The sequence below is a fragment of the Streptomyces sp. NPDC026659 genome (genome assembly GCF_040638245.1).
GTDB lineage: Bacteria > Actinomycetota > Actinomycetes > Streptomycetales > Streptomycetaceae > Streptomyces.
Window position 1 is genome coordinate 1 of the sequence record NZ_JBEZXY010000022.1, and the last position, 879, is coordinate 879.

At 42.5% G+C, this 879-nt stretch carries 1 protein-coding gene; it reads left to right on the forward strand.

Annotated features, from left to right (window positions below):
* The first annotated feature begins 24 nt into the window (after positions 1-24).
* Positions 25-840 (forward strand): aminoglycoside O-phosphotransferase APH(3')-Ia, encoded by an 816-nt coding sequence (locus AB0E91_RS31530; RefSeq protein WP_000018329.1) that lies wholly within the window; start codon positions 25-27, stop codon positions 838-840.
* Positions 841-879 lie beyond the last annotated feature (39 nt).

An 879-nucleotide genomic window follows, 5' to 3' on the forward strand; every position in this document is an offset into this window, starting at 1 on the left:
CAATAATATTGAAAAAGGAAGAGTATGAGCCATATTCAACGGGAAACGTCTTGCTCTAGGCCGCGATTAAATTCCAACATGGATGCTGATTTATATGGGTATAAATGGGCTCGCGATAATGTCGGGCAATCAGGTGCGACAATCTATCGATTGTATGGGAAGCCCGATGCGCCAGAGTTGTTTCTGAAACATGGCAAAGGTAGCGTTGCCAATGATGTTACAGATGAGATGGTCAGACTAAACTGGCTGACGGAATTTATGCCTCTTCCGACCATCAAGCATTTTATCCGTACTCCTGATGATGCATGGTTACTCACCACTGCGATCCCCGGGAAAACAGCATTCCAGGTATTAGAAGAATATCCTGATTCAGGTGAAAATATTGTTGATGCGCTGGCAGTGTTCCTGCGCCGGTTGCATTCGATTCCTGTTTGTAATTGTCCTTTTAACAGCGACCGCGTATTTCGTCTCGCTCAGGCGCAATCACGAATGAATAACGGTTTGGTTGATGCGAGTGATTTTGATGACGAGCGTAATGGCTGGCCTGTTGAACAAGTCTGGAAAGAAATGCATAAACTTTTGCCATTCTCACCGGATTCAGTCGTCACTCATGGTGATTTCTCACTTGATAACCTTATTTTTGACGAGGGGAAATTAATAGGTTGTATTGATGTTGGACGAGTCGGAATCGCAGACCGATACCAGGATCTTGCCATCCTATGGAACTGCCTCGGTGAGTTTTCTCCTTCATTACAGAAACGGCTTTTTCAAAAATATGGTATTGATAATCCTGATATGAATAAATTGCAGTTTCATTTGATGCTCGATGAGTTTTTCTAAGAATTAATTCATGAGCGGATACATATTTGAATGTATTAG